The 19,859-nt window shown below is 60.1% G+C and carries 17 protein-coding genes and 3 tRNA genes; 15 read left to right on the forward strand and 5 right to left on the reverse strand.

Annotation, left to right across the window (positions count from 1 at the left end; genetic code table 11):
- Positions 1 to 76 precede the first annotated feature (76 nt).
- Positions 77 to 1,399, forward strand: a complete 1,323-nt coding sequence (locus SPHINGO391_RS09660; protein WP_152008635.1) for a homoserine dehydrogenase — start codon at positions 77 to 79, stop codon at positions 1,397 to 1,399.
- Between the two features lie 64 nt (positions 1,400 to 1,463).
- Here the strand turns inward: SPHINGO391_RS09660 and SPHINGO391_RS09665 are convergent, their stop codons facing one another.
- On the reverse strand, positions 1,464 to 2,912 hold the full coding sequence (locus SPHINGO391_RS09665) for a hypothetical protein (RefSeq protein WP_152008636.1): 1,449 nt from the start codon (positions 2,910 to 2,912) through the stop codon (positions 1,464 to 1,466).
- Between the two features lie 316 nt (positions 2,913 to 3,228).
- On the opposite strand from SPHINGO391_RS09665, the gene glpX reads away from it, so the two are divergent.
- Together glpX and recJ are read left to right on the forward strand one after the other, a co-directional pair.
- Positions 3,229 to 4,215, forward strand: a complete 987-nt coding sequence (gene glpX / locus SPHINGO391_RS09670; protein WP_193217247.1) for a class II fructose-bisphosphatase — start codon at positions 3,229 to 3,231, stop codon at positions 4,213 to 4,215.
- Positions 4,216 to 4,400: 185 nt separating this feature from the next.
- Positions 4,401 to 6,200: a single-stranded-DNA-specific exonuclease RecJ gene (recJ, locus tag SPHINGO391_RS09675; RefSeq protein WP_152008637.1), complete on the forward strand. Its 1,800-nt coding sequence runs from the start codon at positions 4,401 to 4,403 to the stop codon at positions 6,198 to 6,200.
- Between the two features lie 198 nt (positions 6,201 to 6,398).
- On the opposite strand, the gene SPHINGO391_RS09680 is transcribed toward recJ, so the two are convergent.
- The 3 genes from SPHINGO391_RS09680 to SPHINGO391_RS09690 all read right to left on the reverse strand — a co-directional run bounded on the left by SPHINGO391_RS09680 (position 6,399) and on the right by SPHINGO391_RS09690 (position 8,506).
- Positions 6,399 to 6,473: transfer RNA gene (locus SPHINGO391_RS09680), tRNA-Glu, on the reverse strand.
- Between the two features lie 153 nt (positions 6,474 to 6,626).
- Positions 6,627 to 7,694 (reverse strand): D-Ala-D-Ala carboxypeptidase family metallohydrolase, encoded by a 1,068-nt coding sequence (locus tag SPHINGO391_RS09685; protein ID WP_152008638.1) that lies wholly within the window; start codon positions 7,692 to 7,694, stop codon positions 6,627 to 6,629.
- 371 nt (positions 7,695 to 8,065) lie between these two features.
- Complete coding sequence (locus SPHINGO391_RS09690; protein WP_152008639.1) at positions 8,066 to 8,506, reverse strand: VOC family protein; 441 nt, start codon at positions 8,504 to 8,506, stop codon at positions 8,066 to 8,068.
- 190 nt (positions 8,507 to 8,696) lie between these two features.
- Between SPHINGO391_RS09690 and SPHINGO391_RS09695 the strand changes: the two genes are divergently transcribed.
- The 8 genes from SPHINGO391_RS09695 (at position 8,697) to SPHINGO391_RS09730 (ending at position 13,985) form a co-directional block, all read left to right on the forward strand.
- Complete coding sequence (locus tag SPHINGO391_RS09695) at positions 8,697 to 9,272, forward strand: cold-shock protein (protein ID WP_152008640.1); 576 nt, start codon at positions 8,697 to 8,699, stop codon at positions 9,270 to 9,272.
- Positions 9,273 to 9,279: 7 nt separating this feature from the next.
- Positions 9,280 to 9,747, forward strand: coding sequence for a DUF192 domain-containing protein (locus tag SPHINGO391_RS09700; RefSeq protein ID WP_152008641.1), 468 nt, complete (start codon positions 9,280 to 9,282; stop codon positions 9,745 to 9,747).
- An 81-nt stretch (positions 9,748 to 9,828) separates the two neighbouring features.
- Positions 9,829 to 9,905 (forward strand) — tRNA-Pro (locus SPHINGO391_RS09705).
- 90 nt (positions 9,906 to 9,995) lie between these two features.
- Positions 9,996 to 10,301 carry an ETC complex I subunit gene (locus SPHINGO391_RS09710; RefSeq protein ID WP_152008642.1) on the forward strand — a complete coding sequence of 102 codons (306 nt, stop codon included), beginning with the start codon at positions 9,996 to 9,998 and terminating at the stop codon, positions 10,299 to 10,301.
- 42 nt (positions 10,302 to 10,343) lie between these two features.
- Positions 10,344 to 10,420: transfer RNA gene (locus tag SPHINGO391_RS09715), tRNA-Arg, on the forward strand.
- Between the two features lie 169 nt (positions 10,421 to 10,589).
- Entirely contained in the window at positions 10,590 to 11,279 is a 690-nt protein-coding gene (locus tag SPHINGO391_RS09720) for a LuxR C-terminal-related transcriptional regulator (protein ID WP_152008643.1), read from the forward strand.
- A gap of 17 nt (positions 11,280 to 11,296) precedes the next feature.
- A complete protein-coding gene (locus SPHINGO391_RS09725) occupies positions 11,297 to 11,728 on the forward strand; it encodes a response regulator (RefSeq protein WP_152008644.1) in 432 nt (143 codons plus the stop codon).
- 34 nt (positions 11,729 to 11,762) lie between these two features.
- Positions 11,763 to 13,985 (forward strand): PAS domain S-box protein, encoded by a 2,223-nt coding sequence (locus SPHINGO391_RS09730; protein WP_152008645.1) that lies wholly within the window; start codon positions 11,763 to 11,765, stop codon positions 13,983 to 13,985.
- Between the two features lie 9 nt (positions 13,986 to 13,994).
- On the opposite strand, the gene SPHINGO391_RS09735 is transcribed toward SPHINGO391_RS09730, so the two are convergent.
- Entirely contained in the window at positions 13,995 to 15,185 is a 1,191-nt protein-coding gene (locus SPHINGO391_RS09735) for a cystathionine beta-lyase (protein WP_152008646.1), read from the reverse strand.
- Between the two features lie 351 nt (positions 15,186 to 15,536).
- Here SPHINGO391_RS09735 and SPHINGO391_RS09740 point away from each other — a divergent pair, with 351 nt between their 5' ends.
- The 4 genes from SPHINGO391_RS09740 to SPHINGO391_RS09755 all read left to right on the forward strand — a co-directional run bounded on the left by SPHINGO391_RS09740 (position 15,537) and on the right by SPHINGO391_RS09755 (position 19,854).
- Positions 15,537 to 16,559: an amino acid ABC transporter substrate-binding protein gene (locus SPHINGO391_RS09740; protein ID WP_152008647.1), complete on the forward strand. Its 1,023-nt coding sequence runs from the start codon at positions 15,537 to 15,539 to the stop codon at positions 16,557 to 16,559.
- A gap of 137 nt (positions 16,560 to 16,696) precedes the next feature.
- Positions 16,697 to 17,905 carry an amino acid ABC transporter permease gene (locus SPHINGO391_RS09745; protein ID WP_152008648.1) on the forward strand — a complete coding sequence of 403 codons (1,209 nt, stop codon included), beginning with the start codon at positions 16,697 to 16,699 and terminating at the stop codon, positions 17,903 to 17,905.
- Between the two features lie 3 nt (positions 17,906 to 17,908).
- Complete coding sequence (locus tag SPHINGO391_RS09750) at positions 17,909 to 19,042, forward strand: amino acid ABC transporter permease (RefSeq protein ID WP_152008649.1); 1,134 nt, start codon at positions 17,909 to 17,911, stop codon at positions 19,040 to 19,042.
- A gap of 14 nt (positions 19,043 to 19,056) precedes the next feature.
- Positions 19,057 to 19,854, forward strand: coding sequence for an amino acid ABC transporter ATP-binding protein (locus SPHINGO391_RS09755; RefSeq protein WP_152008650.1), 798 nt, complete (start codon positions 19,057 to 19,059; stop codon positions 19,852 to 19,854).
- The last annotated feature ends 5 nt before the right edge of the window (positions 19,855 to 19,859 follow it).

The following is a 19,859-nucleotide window of genomic DNA, read 5'->3' on the forward strand; positions in this document are numbered from 1 at the left end:
GCCGCCGTTAAACCCGCCGGGAGTTTCATTGGCCCGCACAGTCGTTGCGGGCAATCCCATACAGGTGGTTCTTGATATGACTGATGCCCTGAAAATCGGCATTGCGGGCCTTGGCACTGTCGGCGCGGCACTGTTCCAAATCGTTTCCAGCCGGCACAATCTGCTGGCCGATATCTGCGGCCGCGAAATCACGATTACCGCCGTGTGCGCCCGCGACCGCAGCCGCGACCGGGGTCTCAACCTCGACGGCGTGGCCTGGTTCGATGATCCGGTGGTGATGGCGCGCGACGCCGATATCGATGTCCTGGTCGAGCTGATCGGCGGGGAGGGCGATCCTGCCCATGCAGCGGCGACTGCCGCGCTGACCGCCGGGCGTCACGTGGTTACGGCCAACAAGGCAATGCTGGCGCGGCATGGCGTGGAACTCGCACTGCTTGCCGAATCCAACGGTGTCCTGCTGAACTTCGAGGCCGCTGTTGCCGGCGGCATTCCGGTGATCAAGGCCATGCGGGAATCGCTGACCGGCAATGCTGTGACGCGGATCTACGGCATCCTCAACGGCACCTGCAACTACATCCTGACCCGGATGCAGCGCGACAACATGGGATTTGCCGAGTGCCTGGCCGAAGCGCAGCGGCTTGGCTATGCGGAAGCCGATCCGGCTTTCGACATCGAAGGCAACGACACCGCTCACAAGCTCTCGATCCTGACCAGCCTGGCGTTCGGAACGCAGATTGCTGCGGACGAAGTCTATATCGAGGGCATCACCAATATCTCCATTGACGATATTCACGCCGCCGATGAGCTTGGCTACAGGATCAAGCTTCTTGGCGTGTCGCAGCGCACGGCGACCGGCATCGAGCAGCGTGTGCACCCGACCATGGTGCCGAAGGGATCGATGATCGCCCAGGTCGAAGGCGTGACCAATGCGGTGACGATCGAGGCCGATATTCTGGGCGAACTGATGCTTTCAGGGCCCGGTGCCGGCGGCGATGCCACGGCTTCAGCCGTTCTGGGGGATATCGCCGACATCGCCAAGAGCCGGCCCGGGCATCAGCATGCGCCGGCGCTTGGCCGTCCAGCTGACAAGCTCGAACCCTACACGCGGGCGCAGATCCAGAGCCATGAAGGTGGCTATTTCATCTCGCTCAAGGTGGATGACCGGGCAGGGGTGTTCGCCTCCATCGCCACCTTGATGGCGAAGAACGACATCTCACTGGAATCGATCGTCCAGCGGGCACGTCCCTCCGCCGCCGAGGCGGGGCCGCAGACGGTTATCCTTGTCACGCATGCGACCACGGAATCCCGGGTGCGCGCCGCGGTAGACGCCATCAAGAGCGAAGGTTATCTCTCCGGTGAACCGCAGGTAATCCGGATCGAGCGGACCCGGGAAAGCTGAAGCCAGGTCGGAAGAGCGGCGGTGTTAAGCCACCTGCCTGCTAGCGCTTCGCAGTGTCGCGCGCCTAGTTGAACCAGATCGCGTAGGACCAGAACCCGTTCCGGCCGAAGGCGCGTGTGAGCTCTCTCCAATCACGGTTCGAGGCCACCGATCCCGTTTCCAGATAGGGTTGGGCGCCCGGGCCGGTGATTGTCAGGACCAGATCGAATGGCGTGGGCTCGTCGAAGAATCTTTTCAGGTTGAAGCCGCGGTCCGCAAACCGGATGTGCGGCAGCAGTATGCGGCCTTCCAGCGCATTTTCAAACAGGTCCAGCGCATCATGCCATGCCGCGACGGTTTCCCCGCTGACCTCGAGTGTTGTCAGGGGGTGCGGCCCGGGCTGCTGCGGACCCGGCAGCCATTCGCGCTCATTGTCCGTTTCAGCCTGGATCGACCGCCAGTTCAGGCGGGACAAACGTACCATCTCGAGCAGGTCGAGACGGATCCCGGCTCTCGCATCAGCGTCTGCAACCGGCCAATTGACCGTATGGATAAGGCTTATGGCGTCAAAAATCTCGGAGTTGAAGCCGCCGTTGCCCGTCCCGCGAAGCTCACTCTGATAAAGCATCATCGCCATTTTCGCATCCCGCTCCAGGCGTTGCTGCCTGGACGCCGGAAGCGCCTCGATCTCTCGCGACAACCTCTGTTTTGCTTCTTCCGTTTCGGCAAACTCCAGACCCAGATAGGGGTTGCGTCTTATCTGGGCATTGATTTTCTGCCGGGCGGCGTCCGCACGGTCAGGCGCTGCTGCGGCCATACCTGCGCCGGGAAAGAACATCTGAAACGAGGTATCGAACGTCTTGCTGAATTCGTGGGCCAGCCACATGCGTGCGTTGGCGGAGACGAAATTCGCGTAGCCCTGAAGCCAGTAGCCGTCGGCGCGGTCAAACCGGAAGGACGGCGAAAGGGGCGGTGACTGCGTGTCGTCATTTGTCTCGGCGCGAGCCGTCCGGCCACGGCGTTGCGGCCCGCTGATCGCCTGGAAGATCATGGCCACGCTTTCGCTTTCGTCGAGCAGGCCGTCTGAATTGAGATCGAAGCGCAAGGCGTTCAAGTCGACATCGATACCGATCTCTGCATCGTCCGGGATATCGGCCAGCATGGATTTGGCTTTATCGAGATCGGCGACGAGTTCGGCAAGGGTGCTGCGCCATGTCTCGTAGGTCATGGTCTCGGGGGTCGCGTTCTCGGGCACCGGCAACCGCAGCAGCGGAAGCAGGGTTATACGAGGAGAGCGGAAGCCGTGCCGGTGCAGCGCCTGCCCGAATCGCTCGATCGAGGAGAGCGCCTGCCAGGTGGCAAGTGTCATGGCAGTTTCGGGAGACCGTCGTTCATTTTCAAGAGCCTGCAGGGCCGCGTCGCGCTCGGCCACCGTTTTCGCCGCAAAGGGGGCGGCTGCTTCTGTTGCCCTTGATTCGGTCATGAAGCTGAGACAGCACACGGCAAGGATTAGACCGGCGATCGGGTGGTTCATGGGGCTCTCCTCTGGGTTGAGTGATGTCAGGTCTACCAGTCGAGAGGAGATGTGCAAGCCGCCACAGCGCATCGACCTTTACCATTCATGAACCGATTAGGGACGTTGCCGTGAAGGCAAGCGCCGGTGACCCACGGCCGGTTCGCGCGCCGGGCGCCGAAGGGTGGGCCGGGAAAGCGCACGCTTTAATCGATTTAGTGTTGGATCAGGCCATTATCTCGAAAAAACAACGGCTTTTAATGCGCGGTTCACATTGCCTTGATAGCTTTCAAAGCTGTATGAGCGGCCAAGAATTTACCCTGAGGAAAATCTGAACATGGCGAAACCATCGATGGAAACGAGCGGGCTGGACCGGATTCTGACGCTTGAAATTGCGCGCGTGACCGAGCGGGCGGCGGTTGCCGCGGCCCGGCTTCGCGGACGGGGCGATGAAATGGCTGCCGACCAGGTGGCCGTTGACGCCATGCGCCAGGAGCTGAACCGGCTCCCGATCGACGGCACCGTGGTGATCGGCGAAGGTGAGCGCGATGAAGCGCCAATGCTCTATATCGGCGAGGAAGTCGGCACACGCGAGGGCGCCAAGGTGGACATCGCGCTTGACCCGCTCGAAGGCACGACGATCTGCGCCAAGAACCTGCCGAATTCGCTGGCCGTGATCGCGATTGCGGAAAAAGGCAGCCTGCTTTACGCGCCGGACGTCTACATGGAGAAGATTGCCATCGGCCCGGGGTATCCGGCCAACACGGTTGCGCTGGAGGCTTCGGCCACCGAGAACATTCACGCAGTCGCCCGTGCAAAGGGTGTTTCCGTGGATCAGGTAACGGCGTGTATTCTCGACCGGCCCCGCCATGCGCGCATGATCGAGGAAGTGCGGGCCACCGGTGCCGCGATCCGGCTGATCGGCGACGGTGACGTGGCCGGAGTGATCCACACGACCGATCCCGACGAGACCGGTATCGATATCTATCTCGGTATCGGCGGCGCGCCCGAAGGGGTTCTCGCCGCGGCGGCGTTGAGGTGCATTGGCGGCCAGATGCAGGGCAGGCTCCAGCTTAACACTGAGGAGAAGGTGGCGCGCGCCGCCAAGATGGGGATTTCCGATCCCAACAAGATCTACACGATGGAAGAAATGGCGCGCGGTGACGTGCTGTTTGCTGCCACCGGTGTCACGGACGGCAACCTGCTGCAGGGCGTACGGTTTGCCCGGGATGCGATCGTCACCCACACCATTGTCATGCGCTCCTCATCGCGCACCGTGCGTGAGATCAAGGCGCGCCATCAGGACCTGGCCAAGTTCGACTAGAACCGGCGTTTCCGGTTTCCGCGTTCAATGGTTCAATTGTTTCGCCCCGTCTTCCGCCGAAGACGGGGCGAAACTGTCTGTCGGGTCCGTCAGGGCTGCTTTGCCGCACCGGCCGGTTTGCGCTATGAGCGATCCTTGGCCCTGTCGATGCATACCCGGCACGGCGGCAACAGGTTGGTGAGTGGATGACAGGCAAGACCACATCGGAGCGCGCTTTTCTCGGCGTTGAGCAATCCTTTTCCGGCCAGAAATGGGTGGCGCGGCTCGACATGGCTGGCGAGAACAAGGCGATCTCGATTGCTCAGACGACCGGGTTGCCGGATGTGATCGCGCGCGTCCTGGCCGGGCGGGACATCGCCATCGGTGACGCGAAGGCCTTTCTCGACCCGACCATCAAGGCGTTGATGCCCGACCCCTCGAAGCTGACGGATTGCGACAAGGCGGCCGAGAGGATCGGCCAGGCAATTGCCCGAAACGAACGGGTGGCGATCTTTGGCGACTATGATGTCGACGGGGCTGCTTCCTCCGCGCTGATGCAGCGCTTCCTGCGCCATTTCGGTGTTGTCAGCGAGATCTATATTCCCGACCGGATCTTCGAAGGCTACGGACCCAATCCGACGGCCATCGGCGAGCTTGTCGATCGCGGAGCCGGGTTGATCGTCACGGTTGACTGCGGCTCGACCAGCCACGAGGCGCTGTCGGAGGCCGCGCGGCGCGGGGTGGATGTCGTGGTGATCGACCATCACCAGGTGGCAAACGAGCTGCCTGTGGCCCGCGCGCTGGTCAATCCGAACCGGGAGGATGACCTCTCGGGTCTCGGGCACCTGTGCGCCTGCGGCGTGGTGTTCATGGTGCTGGCGGGCACGTTGCGGTTTTTGCGCGGCAAGGGCGACAGCCGCGCTTCCAGCTTTGATCTGCTGGCAACCCTGGACCTCGTCGCTCTGGCGACAGTATGCGACGTGGTGCCGCTCAGGGGGCTCAATCGTGCCTTTGTGGTCAAGGGGCTGCTTGCGGCGCGGAGCATGGGCAATGTCGGGCTTGCGGCGCTTGCGCAGAGAGCCGGTGTCAACGGTCCCCTGACGCCCTATCATCTGGGCTTCCTGATCGGTCCGCGGATCAATGCCGGCGGGCGCATTGGTGACGCGGCGCTGGGCAGCCGGTTGCTGACGCTTGAGGATCGCGACGAAGCGGCAGCGATCGCCGAGCGGCTCGAGGAGCTCAACCGCGAACGCCAGGCCATAGAGGCCGCAATGCTGGAGGAAGCCGACGCGGAAGCTGCTGCCGAAATGGCCAGTGGCGAGGGACCCGCAATCATTGTGACTGAACGCCAGGGATGGCACCCGGGCGTGGTCGGGCTGCTCGCCTCACGGCTCAAGGAACGTTATCGCCGGCCGGCCTTCGCGATTGCCTTTGACGGCAACGGCAAGGGCACCGGCTCGGGCCGCTCAGTGCCTGGGATCGATCTCGGCCGGCTGGTGCGCAAGGCGGTGGAAACCGGCCTGCTGGTCAAGGGCGGCGGGCACGCGATGGCTGCGGGACTGACCGTGGAGCAGAGCCGCCTCGGAGAGCTCCGGGCGTTCTTCGAAGACAGCGCCAAGGAAGCGGTGGCGGGGCTGACATCGACGCACCGGCTGAAGATCGACGGGGCTGTTTCCGCGTCGGGCGCAACGCTGGATCTGGTCGACATGATCGAGCGCGCCGGGCCTTACGGTGCCGGTCATCCGCAGCCTGTCTTTGCGATGCCCGGTCACACGCTCAAGGACGCCCGCGTGGTCGGGCAGAATCACATCAAGCTGTCCTTTGCCGGTCCCGACGGAGGCCGCCTGAACGGAATCGCATTCCGAGCGGCCGATACGGAAATGGGAGCCGCGCTGCTTGGCGGGCAGGGCATGAGTTTTCATGTCGCGGGTACGCTCTCGGCGGATTACTGGCAGGGTGTCAGACGGGTCCAGATGCGCGTCACCGACGCCGCGCCGGCACGCTAGGAGAGCCCCTGCTGACATGCTGCGCGCAGCGCCTCCAGGGTTCGCCGCAGATCCATTCCAGGCGGCTCGATCGGTCCCATTTCACGGCGCTTGCCAGATAGCCTGGACAGCGAAACGACAGCACAGCGGACGCTGTCCGTGAGCAATGGCCGAGTTCATTTTTCAGGTGAGAATTTCAAGCTAAGTGCTTGAAGAGGGTGGCACGCCCTAGGGGAGTCGAACCCCTCTTTCCAGAATGAAAATCTGGCGTCCTAACCGATAGACGAAGGGCGCGTGCGATGAGGCGTCTTATAATCAGACCGCTTTCGGACCGCAAGCGGATAATTGGCCTCAGAGAGAAAAAAATGACATCCGTGTGAAGATTTTTTGGCTTGGGAGAAGTCAGGTGGAGGGCGACGCTGAAGCCTCGCCGTTTCCGGCTCGATTTTACTTGCGGCGACGGCAGCGCCAGTTCCAGTCACGGCTGTTTCCAATATCGATATGAACCGATTCCGTATGGCAATAGGTGCCGACGCCACCCCGGCCCGGCATCGAGCGCAGGTACTTTGCCAACTGCCACTTGGAAACGCCCTCGACCTGGATGTCTGCTGCTTCACAGGAGGTGTGGCGCGATCCCGACGCACCACCAATTCGCCGGTTGTGTTTGGGGCTGCGGTATCCGGAAGTGACCATCACCGGGCGGCCGTAATGGCGCTCGATGCTCTTGAGCGTGCGGACAAGCTGAGGCTTGAAACAGGCAACTTCCACCTTCTCGGTCTGAAGGTGCAGCCCGTTCGGTGCAAGGCGCGCCAGGCCTGCGGCGGAGGCGAGCTGGATCTGTCCCGAGTCGGGATCCGTCGGGGCGTTCAGCGATTCCGTGCCAAGCGCTCTCGCCACGTTGACGCCTGGAAGTGCACTTGCCCCGGCGGACGCAACTGTTACCGGAGCTGGCTTCTGAGATACGAGACGTTTTTTCGTGCCTGCGCGGGCATCGCTGCTCGAAGTCTTCTGCGGGGCGAACATGCGCGCAAAGATCGACTTCTTCTTGGGTGGCGCGACAACGGCGAGTTCCTGCACCGGAGGCTGCGGTTCGGCGACTGACGCGTCATCCTCTGCAGCGACAGTTTCACCGGAAGGCACAGCCTGTTCGGCGGCCGGCTGCAAAGCCGTGTTCGTTGCCTCAACCGCTACCGGGGCCGCCGGGGCCGTGTAGAGATTGGCAACGGGCTGGGCAGTCTGGGTTTGCGTGATGCCGCGATTGAGCGCGTCTACTTCGGTGCTGGCCATGACAACCGATTGTCCGGGGGACAGCGCCGTCTGGGGCGCTGCATCCGTCGGCGCAGGCATGCGGCTTGTTGCGTCGGATGCACTGGGCGAGGGGACCGGCATAGGAACGCCACCGGCGGTTTGGGTCGCGGTGTCACCGTTCATGGCCATCTGCGTGGAGGGATCAACGATCAAGCCGCTGTCGGCGAGGCCGGGAGTGCCTGGTGTGAAGCCCTGTACGGCAAACATCTCAGGGTCAGCTGCCGACACGCATCCACTGAGAATGACTGCCGCTCCGGCCAACAGCAACGCACGCGAGGTGCCGCGCCCGTTGCCCGTTTTGTTCCCGCCTGTTTGCAAACTCTGGAGCCCCCGGGGTCTGTTGCAGTGGCGGACCCGAAGGTCCGAAAAAGTGCCTACCGATTTGCGACGATTTTGTAAACGAGAATGCAGGCACATTGATAAGGCATTCCGGCGCGGACGCCAAAATCCATGCGATGCGTCGCAAATACGGCGAAAGCATGACCCTTGAGCCAAGGCTAAGGCTCGATCGTTGCGTGAGCCTTGTGCGTCGCGAAGACCCGGCACAGCGACAGTTCCGGGCATCTTGTCGGCGAGCCTTACCAGGTGCCGCTGTTCTCCATCGACTTCCATGGTTCGGCGGGCTCAAGAGCGTCACCCTTCTGCAGCAGCTCGATCGAGATTCCGTCGGGCGACTTGACGAATGCCATGCGGCCGTCACGCGGTGGACGGTTGATAATGACGCCGTTCTCCATCAGCGACTGACACAGGTCGTAGATATTGTCGACAACATAGGCGAGATGTCCGAAATTACGGCCGCCGTCATAGTCTTCCGGATCCCAGTTGTAGGTCAGTTCGAGAAGAGGCGCCTGTTCGGCCAGCCCGCGCTCCTTGTCTTCCGGCGCGGCCAGAAAAATCAGCGTGAAACGGCCGGCTTCGCTTTCATGGCGACGGATTTCCACAAGTCCCATTTTGTTGCAGTAGAAGTCGAGAGATGCATCGACGTCGGAGACCCGGACCATCGTGTGCAGATAACGCATTGGCTTTACCTCATGATTCTTGATGGGCGTAACGATAGGCGGAAAAGTCCATGAGGCAATGGCCGAAGGATATGCGGGGATGAATGAACAAGTTTTCAGGCGGGGCTTGCGCTGTCCTCGCAATACAATGTTAATGTTTTAATCAAGAATCACTTCAGTTGTTTGTGGCGCGTATTGGAGAGGCATCCGGATGGGGGAAAGGTCCTCAGAGAAAAACCAGGCTGACGCCGAGGCCCGCGGCGACGCGGTGGATCTCATGGAGATTACCGGCGTCATCAAGTGGTTTGACGTCGCCAAGGGGTTCGGTTTCATCATTCCGGACAACGGAATGGAGGATGTTCTTCTGCACGTGACCTGCCTGCGCCGCGACGGATATCAAACCGTTCTTGAAGGCACCCGTGTGGTCTGCGAAATCCAGAAACGGGAACGCGGCTACCAGACATTCAGAATCATCTCCATGGACACTTCGACGGCGGTTCACCCATCGCAACTGCCGCCGGTTCGCACCCATGTGCAGGTCAAGCCGTCCAGCGGACTTGAACGCGCGATCGTCAAGTGGTTCAACCGGACCAAGGGGTTTGGCTTCCTGACCCGGGGCGAGGGGACGGAAGACATCTTCATCCACATGGAGACGCTCAGGCGCTACGGGCTGGCGGAACTGCGGCCTGGCCAGGTGGTGCTGGTGCGGTTCGGCGACGGCGAGAAGGGCCTTATGGCGGCCGAAATCCATCCTGATATCGATGCGCCCATCCCGAATTCCCACTGACGCTGCCATGCGCCACTTCAAGCAGGTCGCGGCATTCCTGATTTTCCTGGTTCTGTCTTTTGGTCCCGGCGCCTTGGTGGCCGGTCCGCTTCCCGTCGATTCGGAACGGCTTTTCATCGATACTTCAAAGGGGCCGGTTGGTTTTACGGTCGAGCTGGCGCTGACACCCGAAAACCGGGCGACCGGATTGATGAACCGGCAGAGCATGGCAGCCGACCACGGGATGCTGTTCAGATTTGACCAGACACGCGACGTGCTGATGTGGATGAAAAACACGCCGCTCTCGCTTGATATGCTCTTCATCGCGGAGAACGGGCGGATCGCGCGGATAGCGGAGAACACGGTTCCCTATTCGGAGACCATCATCCCGTCTGGAAGCCCGGTCCGGTATGTGCTCGAATTGAATGCCGGAACGGCCGCGAAGACCGGTGTTTCGGTGGGTGACCGAGTGCGGCACCGGGTGATCGGCAACTGATTTGCCGCCATGTCCGGATAAGCGACGATTTGGAGTTGCGGGGCATGGCTTTCCGGTGTATCCGGGTCACGCCTTAGGCATCGGAGCGTAGCGCAGCCTGGTAGCGCATCTGGTTTGGGACCAGAGGGTCGGGAGTTCGAATCTCTCCGCTCCGACCACTTTTTTCGCATCCGGTTTCCGGACGTGATGAATTAGGGCGCCGTGTTCCGCCTCTTACGGTGGAAACCGCCATGAAGAGGGATTGGGACATGACCGCGAAAATCTATCGTCCCGCAAAGACAGCGATGCAATCCGGCAAGGCCAAGAGCCTCGACTGGGTTCTCGAATTCGAGCAGGAAAAGCCCCGCAGTATCGATCCGATGATGGGCTATACATCCTCCGCCGACATGAAGAGCCAGATCCGCATGACGTTCGAAACGCGTGATGCGGCGGTTGCCTATGCAACCCGCAACGGAATTGCCTACCGGGTGGACGAGCCGAAGGAAAGCAAGCGGCGCCGGGTCGCCTATTCGGACAATTTCCGCTATGACCGCCGCCAGCCCTGGACCCACTAGAAACCGGCGTTTGGCCGCATCGAATGTCTGGTCAAGCGTAACGGCCCCTTAGCTCAGCTGGATAGAGCACCGGCCTTCTAAGCCGACGGTCGCAGGTTCGAATCCTGCAGGGGTCGCCATTCGCATGACTGTCACTGCTTCGAGCGATATTTTGTTACCTGCAGCCGGACGACACACGCGGCGGGCATTTTCACACTTGCTCAAATGCCGTATAACATATGACGTATCATGTGATGTTGCCTTTGATTATTGCAGCGTTATCGAAACATCGGATTCGAAAGAGACATTATGCTGGTGACGGAAACCGCCCTCCATCTTGGTCCTGAGCTTGCACGTGCTGTAAACCGGATCGATTTCTTCCGGCTGTTCAAATCCCTGACAGACAGTCATGGTTTTTCCCATTTCGGCGTTGCCGAGATCGCGGCTGAGGACCAGGGAATTGACTTCAAACACACCCATGCGCTGCATAATTTTCCGGTTTCCTGGTTTTGTGATCCTGGCAGCCTGGTGATCGGTGCGTACGATCCGGTGGTGCAGTATCTGCAGCGCTCTTCGGCACCCGGCGTGCTGAACCTGGCGCAAACACCGTCCGAGGTGCTGACACCGAGTGGATCAGCCGTTGCGGCAATCGTGCCGTTGCATGGGGCGAGCGGAAAACGGCATGGACTGGTCATGGTCGGAGACAATCCCGAGGTGGAACACCAGTCTCTTGCTTCGATTGCCCTCGATGCAGCACTGATCTTCCAACGCTATTTCGAGGTTATCCTGTCTCTGGATTCGATCAGCGGCCTGAGCGACAGGGAGTTGCAGATCGTCCGCTGGACGTCGGAAGGAAAAACGTCTGCGGAGATCGCGATCATCCTCGGACTGTCCGAGCACACGGTCAATTCCTACATTGCCGGGGTCCTGCGCAAGCTGCATGTCGTCAATCGGGCGCAGATGGTGGCATCGGCCATCCGCAGCGGTCTGATCACCTAGAAAACGGGAGGCCAATCATGAGTGACACACGGAATGGCACTCCTGTCAGGGTGTTGCTGGTCGATGATGATCCTGCCGAGCACGTTCTGCTCAGGCGCAAACTCGAGAAAGCCGAGGGCAAGGCAGTCGATCTGGACTATGTGGGAGATATCGAGGCAGCCGTTGAAAAGGTGAAATCCGGCGCGATCGACATGGTGTTTCTGGACAACCGCCTGGTGCCCAACAACGATTTCCGGGAAACCGCGCCGCAGCTCAGACAGGCCGGGTTCATCGGACCGATCGGAATCATTTCATCGGATATCAGCGGCAAGTATTTCGAGCAAATCAGGGAATACGGCGTCGATTTCAAAATTGGCAAGGACGAGATCGACCGAACCGTGATCAGCTTCATTGTCGAAGAATACACGAAAGAGCAGCTTTCCGACACATGCTCCGAAGACTACATGTGACCCGGTCACCGGCCGTGCGGGACCTGTAAGCCCGATGCAGCTGTCCCCAGAGAATCTGCTCAAGGCTCTTTACGACACTTTGCCGGACCCGGTTCTTGTCGTTGACGGCAATCGGCAGGTCGTAGCCGCCAATGCCGCAGCAACGGAAAAATTTGGTTTCACCCGCGAGGAGCTGGTCGGGATGAATGCCGTTGGCCTCTATGCCTCCAGTTTGGATGCAGAGGAGATGCGCAACGCGGTTTATCCCCTGAGCCTGAAGGTCGATCCCATACACCGACGCCTTGACCTCAGACGCAAGGACGGCAGTGTGTTTCCGGCCGAACTGACTGTGAGCCGGCTCGAAACGGCCGATGGAGAGGCGATCGGTTCAGTCGCCCTGGTCCGCGATCTCAGCGAAGTCTACAAGGCGCGGGCGAAACGCTTGCGGGCGGAAGCAATACTGAACACCGCTCTGGATGCCATCGCGGAGGGGTTTGTCGTCTATGACGATCAGGACCGGCTGGTACTGTGCAATGACGCTTACCGTGAGATCTACGCACTGTCCGCTCCAGCCATAAGGATTGGCAATACATTCGAGACAGTGTTGCGCTACGGGCTGGAACACGGTCAGTATCCTGATGCCGGGGAGACGGTTGAAGAACAGGATGAATGGCTGCGGATGCGGCTGGAACGGCATAACCGGCCGGGGGACCCCTTCGTCCAGCATCTCAATCCGGACAGGATCATGCTGGTCGAAGAGCGCGTGACCGAGCAGAATTTCCGGGTCGGTGTTCGAACCGATATCACGGCGTTGAACAAGATCAGGAGTGAGGCAGAACAGCTCGGCCTGATCATCGAAGGGGTCAAGCAGGAAGTCTATCTGATCTCCGTCAAGAACGGCCGGATCATCAGCGCCAACAAGTCGGCGCGTGAGAACCTCCAGTACAGCATGGAGGAACTGCGCAACCTCAATCCGCTCGATCTGAATGTCGGGCACAGCCCACTGGAAATTGCCGAGAAGATTGCCCCGATCGTTTCGGGGGAAACAAAGGTGCTGGTCACCGAGACCTGCCACCGGCGCAAGGATGGAAGCACCTATGACTGCAGGGTGCGGCTGGAATTGATGGATGAGACACCGGAACCGGTGATCCTGTCCTTTGCCGAAGACATTACCGAGCGGCGGGAAATCGAGCGGGCGCTGGCGCGCAAGGAACATGAGTTCCAGACGCTGGTGCAGAACATTCCGGATTTCATCACCCGTGCAACGCCGGATACCACGCTGACCTATGTCAACGAGCACTATGCCCGGTTTGTAGGGCTTTCTGCAGACGAGATGATCGGGCGGAAGTTTCTCGAGTTTGTGCCGGAGCAACACAAGCCATTGCTGATCGCGCATCTATCGAGCCTGTCGGAGGAACGGCCTCTGAAGGCGAGCGAGCAGGCGATGGTTGATTCGATGGGCAAGCACTTCTGGTACCAGTGGTCAAACCTGATGGTGTTCGAGGACGGCGAACCGGTGGAGCTCGTCTCGGTGGGGCGCGACATTTCCGAGATCCGGGAATTCCAGACCAGGATAGCGGACCAGTCCCGGGAGCTCGAGCTGCGCAATGATGCACTCGAGCAATTCAGCGGGATCGTGTCGCATGACCTGAAGGCGCCGCTCAGACAGATCAGGCTGTTCGCAGACATGATCGCCGAAGATGTCAGTACGGGAAAGACAGATGAGCTGGCACAGTTCTCGGGCTACATCTCAGATCGAGTCAGTTCGATGGAGCGGATGATTTCGAATCTGCTTGAGTTTTCCCAACTGGCCTATCAGCAGATCAATCCGGAGAGTTTCCGGCTGTCCGAGGCGTTGGCTGCGGCCTGGGATAACCTTGCCGTCAACGTCGTCGAGGTCAAGGGGCAGCTCGAAGTCAAAGCGGATATCTCCGTTGACGGTGACCGAAACCTTCTCACCCAGATGTTTCAAAACCTTTTCGCCAATTCACTGAAATATGGCCGGAAGGGGGTGGCAGTGGTTGTCCGCGTGCATGCCAGAACCGGTCCGGAGGGGGTTGAGATCATCGTTGAGGACAACGGCATCGGAATCGATCCGGTGCAGTCGGAAAGAATTTTCGGCGTGTTTCAACGTCTGCATGTCGATGAAAAGCTTTATTCGGGCACGGGAATCGGGCTGGCACTTTGCCGCCGCATCGCCGAAAGCCATGACGGAAACATAGTGCTCGATACGGAGTACCGGAATGGCGCCCGGTTCGTGGTTTCCCTGCCGGTTTGAGGGCGCGGGCTATCGGGCGGCTTTAGCAGCGTCCAGGCCGCGCTCGATGTCAGCCATCAGGTCCTCCACATCCTCAAGTCCGATCTGCAGCCTGATCACCGGACCCTCCTTGGGTGGCAGGGCAACGGTCCTGTCGCTCAGGTTGGCGTGGACGGCGAGGCTTTCATAACCACCCCAGGAGTAGCCCAGCCCGAAGATCTCAAGGGCATCAAGGAAAGCATGTGCCTTGGCCTGGTGCCTGGCGGTGTCGGCCACGTCGAGAACGATCGAGAAGATGCCGGACGACCCGGAAAAATCGCGCTTCCACAACGCGTGCCCCGGAAAGCTTTCCAGTGCAGGATGCAGCACCCTGGCAACGCCTGGCATGTTTTCGAGCGCGCGGGCAATCGCCAGGGTGCTTTGCTGGTGCCGGTCCAGCCTGACCCCCATGGTGCGCAATCCGCGCAGGGTCATGTAGCTGTCGTCCGGTGCGGCGCAAACGCCCAGCATCGCAAAGGCCTTCCACAGCGCAGGCCAAGCCTGCTTGTTGGCCGAGACCGTGCCGATCAGGACGTCCGAATGACCGGCCGGGTATTTCGTGGCGGCGTGAATGGAGATGTCCACGCCATGGTCGAGCGGTTTGAAAAAGAGCGGCGTGGCCCATGTGTTGTCCATCGAGACCAGCGCGCCGTGCGCATGCGCAACCTCGGCAATGGCCGGGATATCCTGCATCTCGAACGTGTTGGAGCCAGGCGCTTCGGTGTGGACGAGCTTTGTATTGGGCCGGATCAGACTTTCGATATCCGCACCGATTGCCGGGTCGTAATAGCTGGTTTCAACGCCGAACCTGGCCAGCATGCCGTGGCAGAAGTTGCGCGTCGGCGCGTAGACTGAATCGACGACGAGCAGGTGGTCTCCGGCACTCAGCGTGCCCAGGAAAGGAACGGTAACGGCTGCGAGGCCCGAAGGCAGCGCTACGGTTCCTTCCGAGCCTTCCAGTTCGTTGATAGCGGATGTCAACGCGTCGGTGGTCGGGGTGCCGTAAGTGCCGTAGGTGTATTTCTGGTCACGGGAGACCATGGTGGCCGAATCGGGGAAGAGGACGGTCGATGCGTGGACCACCGGAGGATTGACGAAACCGTGGAAGCTACGCGGATCATGACCGGTATGGGCCAGCCGCGTGTTGATGCCCGTTTGCGAAGTCTTGCTCTTGCTGCTCATGCCGGATCCGTCTGCCTGGGAGTTGCATCATTGGGGTGTCTTCAGGCGGAAAGATCTATCGTGAGTGGCCGGCAATCACAAGAACCGGCAGCAGCTGCGCTCAGGGCGACGATTTGTGTCAGGAGAGGCGGCCATGCTGCGTCAGAGTGACTTATTCCGCCTGTCCGCCGAGGCCGAAATTATCATGCGAATCGTTTGATTCGACAATTTTCGACCATGGAAGACTTGACCCATGGCGGATTTCGGCATGGTATGCTTGGGCGCTAAGAGATACGGCTGAGAGCCAGGTTAATGGCTCCTGCCGCCTTTGTCGCACCCAAAACAGGGCAACAGAAAAAAAGGTTGTATCAAATGAACAAAAAGATTCTGTCGGCTGTCGTTGGCATCGCTGCCGTTGCTGGCATGGGAGCATCTGCTGCTTCCGCCGCGACTCTCGATGATGTCAAGGCAAAGGGATTCGTCCAGTGCGGCGTCTCCACCGGCCTCGCCGGCTTTTCCGCTCCGAACGACGCAGGTGACTGGTCGGGTATCGACGTTGACCTTTGCCGCGGTATTGCTGCAGCCGTCTTCGGCGACGCAACCGCTGTGAAGTTCAGCCCGCTTTCGGCCAAGGAGCGTTTCACCGCTCTGCAGTCTGGCGAGATCGATGTGCTTTCCCGCAACACCACCTGGACCATGAGCCGTGACACCCAGCTGGGTCTCAACTTTGCTGGCGTCAACTACTACGACGGCCAGGGCTTCATGGTGCGCAAGTCGCTCGGCGTGAATTCCGCGCTGCAGCTTTCGGGCGCTTCGGTCTGCGTGCAGACCGGAACAACCACCGAGCTGAACCTGACCGACTATTTCAAGGCCAACGACATGACCTACAACCCGGTCGTGTTCGAGAAGCTTGAAGAAGTGAACGCTGCCTATGACGCCAACCGTTGCGACGTCTACACCACCGACCAGTCGGGCCTGTATTCGATCCGCCTCGGCCTGTCGGCTCCCGATGAGCACATGGTTCTTCCGGAAGTGATCTCCAAGGAGCCGCTCGGCCCCGTGGTCCGCCAGGGTGATGACCAGTGGTTCAACATCGTCAAGTGGGTTCACAACGCCATGCTGAACGCCGAAGAAATGGGCATCACGTCGGCCAATGTCGATGAAATGGCCAATTCCACCGACCCGAACGTCATGCGTCTGCTCGGCAAGGAAGGCACTTTCGGCGAAGGCATCGGCCTTGGCAACGACTGGGCCTACAACGTGATCAAGGAAGTCGGCAATTACGGCGAAGTCTTTGAAGCCAATGTCGGCGCTTCGACCCCGCTCGGTATCGCACGCGGCGTGAATGCGCTGTGGTCGAAGGGTGGTCTGCAGTACGCACCGCCGCTTCGCTAAGCACCCAAAACTGAAAGCGGGCTCTTCGGAGCCCGCTTTCTCCGGTTCCATCCGGAACCGTAAGAACCTGACGCAACGACGGCAGGCAATCAAACGATCCGGCCACAAGGTCCGGACGAAAAGAGTTGGGGACAGACATGGCTCATCAAACAGGCGTCTCAGCTGACGCTGACGATGCCGGACGTGTATCGTTGATGAATGATCCCAAGGCGCGTGGCCTTGTATTCCAGGCATTGCTTATCATTGCCGTCATCTTTCTGGTGTATTCGGGTGTAAGCAACGCCATTGACAATCTGGCGCGGGCGGGAATCGCCTCCGGCCTCGGATTTTTCGGTGAACGTGCCGGTTTCGATATCGGCCAGTCCTTCATTCCCTATACCAATGACAGCACCTATCTTCGGGCCTTCTTCGTCGGTCTGCTGAACACGATGGTGGTGGCCATCATCGGTATCTTCCTTGCCACGGTGATCGGTTTCATCGTCGGTCTTGCCAGGCTGTCGAAAAACTATCTCGTGCAGAAATTCGCCACCGTCTATGTCGAGACGCTGCGCAACATCCCGCTGCTGCTGCAGTTGCTGTTCTGGTACAAGGCAGTGCTTTCGATCCTGCCGTCGCCGCGCGCCGTTGGACTGGAGCCTGGCGTCGAGGTGGTTTTCAACCTCAACAACCGCGGGCTTTACATGCCGCGCATCGTCCCGGAGGGCGGCGCCCAGTTTATTCTCTTTGCCTTCATCATTGCGGTCGTCGCCTGGTTCTTTATCGGCCGCTGGGCCAAGAAGCGGCAGATGGCCACCGGCCAGCAGTTTCCGGTCTTCCTCACCGGGCTGGCTCTGGTGATTGCGCTGCCGCTGCTGACCTTCCTGGTGACCGGCATGCCGATGTCGCTCGAATATGCCAGCCTTCAGGGTTTCAACATGGTTGGCGGCTGGGTGATCCAGCCCGAATTCATGGCGCTTCTTCTGGGGCTGTCGCTCTACACGGCTTCGTTCATCGCCGAAATCGTCCGCGCCGGTATCCTGGCTGTGTCGCATGGTCAGTCGGAGGCAGCCTTCGCGCTGGGTCTCAGGCCAAACCTGACCAGCCGTCTTGTGGTGGTGCCGCAGGCGATGCGGGTCATCATTCCGCCACTGACCAGCCAGTTCTTGAACCTGACCAAGAACTCTTCGCTGGCTGTTGCCATCGGCTACCCTGACCTTGTGTCGATCTTTGGCGGTACGGTGCTCAACCAGACCGGACAGGCGGTGGAGGTGATCTCGATTACCATGCTGGTCTATCTCACCCTTTCCTTGCTGACTTCGGCATTCATGAACTGGTTTAACTCCAGTGTCGCACTGGTGGAGCGCTGAACCATGGAAACACTCCCAACTTCAATACGGTATGTTCGCTCTGAAGAAAGCCCGACGATGGCGCCTCCGGTTTCGACCGGTGGTGTCGGTGGCTGGCTCAAGGAGAACCTTTTCGCAAGCACGCGCGACACGATTCTGACCATCGTGACAGCCCTTTTCCTGCTGTGGATAATCCCACCGATCATCGACTGGGCCTTTATCAGCGCGGTCTGGACCGGTGACAGCCGTGAAGCCTGCCTTGGGCCAGGAACCGGTGCCTGTTGGGCCTTTGTCGAGGCCAAGTTTGGTCAGTTCATCTATGGACGCTACCCGATCGAGGAACGCTGGCGGGTCAACCTGTCCGGGCTTCTGCTGATCGCCGGCCTTGTCCCGATCGCCATCCCCTCGGTGCCCTACAAGCGTGAGAACGCGCTTTATCTGCTGGTGGTCTTCCCGATACTGGCCTTCATCCTGCTCACCGGCCAGTTCGGGCTTGAACCGGTCGAGACGGCCCTGTGGGGCGGTCTGCTGGTGACCCTGGTCGTGGCGATCGTCGGTATCGTGGTGTCTTTCCCGCTCGGGATCCTGCTGGCGCTGGGGCGCCGGTCGGAGATGCCGATCGTCAAGATGTTCAGCGTGATCTTCATCGAGTTCTGGCGCGGCGTTCCGCTGATCACGGTGCTGTTCATGTCCTCGGTGATGTTGCCGCTGTTCCTTCCGGACGGTGTGACATTCGACAAACTGCTCAGGGCGCTGATCGGCGTGGCACTGTTTTCTTCGGCTTACATGGCCGAGGTGATCCGCGGTGGCCTGCAGGCAATCCCCAAGGGGCAGTACGAGGCAGCCAACGCGATGGCGCTGACCTTCTGGCAGGGCACACGTCTGGTGATCATGCCGCAGGCTCTGAAACTGGTCATTCCAGGCATCGTCAACACGTTCATCGGCCTGTTCAAGGACACAAGCCTTGTGCTCATCATTGGGCTGTTTGACCTGCTCGGCATCGTTCAGCAGAACATGAACGACCAGAACTGGATTTCACCTGCAACGCCGGCGACCGGTTTCGTCTTTGCCGCGTTCGTCTTCTTCATCTTCTGCTTCGGCATGTCGCGCTATTCCGCCTATATGGAACGGCGTCTCGATACTGGCCACAAACGATAAAAGGGAACTCAACCATGGCTGACAGCAACGCAGCAGCAACAGAAGGTGCCGGTCCTTCAAAAATGACCGTGTCGGAAACCGATGTGGCGATCGAGCTCATCGGCATGAACAAGTGGTACGGTGAATTTCATGTTCTCCGTGACATCAATCTCAAGGTCATGCGCGGCGAGCGCATCGTCATTGCCGGGCCTTCCGGCTCGGGCAAATCGACGATGATCCGCTGCATCAACCGGCTGGAAGAGCACCAGAAGGGCAAGATCATCGTCGATGGCATCGAGCTGACCAACGATCTGAAAAAGATCGACGAGGTTCGCCGCGAAGTCGGCATGGTGTTCCAGCACTTCAACCTGTTTCCGCACCTGACCATCCTCGAGAACTGCACCCTGGCGCCGATCTGGGTGCGCAAGATGCCGAAGAAGAAGGCCGAGGAAATCGCCATGCACTACCTGGAACGGGTGAAGATCCCGGAACAGGCGAACAAGTATCCGGGCCAGCTGTCCGGTGGCCAGCAGCAGCGTGTGGCGATCGCCCGGTCGCTGTGCATGAACCCGCGCATCATGCTGTTTGACGAGCCGACCTCGGCGCTCGATCCGGAAATGATCAAGGAAGTGCTCGACACCATGGTGGGTCTGGCCGAAGAAGGCATGACCATGCTGTGCGTCACCCACGAAATGGGTTTTGCGCGCCAGGTCGCCAACCGCGTGATCTTCATGGACCAGGGCCAGATCGTTGAGCAGAACGAGCCGGGCGAGTTCTTCGACAATCCCCAGCATGAGCGGACCAAGCTGTTCCTCAGCCAGATCCTGCACTAGGGTCG

This window comes from Hoeflea sp. EC-HK425 (assembly GCF_902498795.1).
GTDB lineage: Bacteria > Pseudomonadota > Alphaproteobacteria > Rhizobiales > Rhizobiaceae > Hoeflea > Hoeflea alexandrii.